Raw genomic sequence first — 916 nt, 5'->3', positions numbered from 1 at the left:
AAAGCAAATTTTGCAGTGGATAGCTCAGTGGTGCTGGACACCGGACGATCTGATAGAGTGTGGATAATATGGGGGAGCAATTTGTGGGGATCCCTCAGTAAATCAATACTAATTGATGGACTAGAGTTAGCATTAAAAACAGTTGCCTGAAAAACTTTAACAGGGTTGCAAAGATAAAACTGATAACTAAACGGCCAAAAATTTTTTGGCGCAGGCGTTTTTCTTGGATTAATCTTTATATGTTCTAAAAATATTTTGTAGTAATAGTTATTCATTATAATATGAAAGTTTTTGTGCCGCTCGCAATTGTTCCATATTTCGAAAACTTGAAAGCGGATTGTTTCAAAATTATTTTCTGAAAAGAGGGGGTAATCTGCTATTGTTAAAATAATCCTATCCAATTTTTTAGTTAGAAGATTAAGTTCATCCTCTGATTTAACTGAAAACAACCACTTGCTATCATCCATACGTTTAATATTGCTTGAACCGCAATGATGACAATAAAATTCTATCCTTAGAACTTTATTCCCACAATCCTTGCAACTATCAAGTTGGTCAACACGACTACAAGACTTAATTTCTGAACCATCTTCCAAGTCGTCCCCCCTTGCCCCTGTTCTTGCTCCCTCTACACCTGTTATAAGCGAGGCTAAATGTTGTCCGGGATATCCTATTTTCATATTGGGAGTTTGTTTCGTAATTTTTGACCAATCTAATGCTTTTAATCTTGGAGCAAGAACTAGGTCTTCAAGTAACAGCTTAATGAGCTTTTGGTTATCTTTAATTTTTATAAATTCACTTTTTGGTTTCAATGTACAGCTCCAAATTTTCCGTTAAAGTATTAAGTAGTTAGTAGCTAAATAACTGTTTTTAAATGCTTTCCCATACTTTAGCTGAGGTATCCCCAGAAATTTTG

General features: G+C 34.8%; 1 protein-coding gene. It reads right to left on the bottom strand.

Annotation, left to right across the window (positions count from 1 at the left end):
- Positions 1-812: MamI family restriction endonuclease (locus A9165_RS16435; protein WP_141686181.1), on the bottom strand; the 812-nt coding region annotated here is incomplete at its 3' end.
- Positions 813-916: the final 104 nt, after the last annotated feature.

Origin of the sequence: Alishewanella sp. HH-ZS, from assembly GCF_001704375.1 — a bacterium.
GTDB lineage: Bacteria > Pseudomonadota > Gammaproteobacteria > Enterobacterales > Alteromonadaceae > Alishewanella > Alishewanella aestuarii.
Note: the sequence above shows the minus strand (reverse complement) of the source record. Positions and strands in the feature narration are given on the sequence as shown.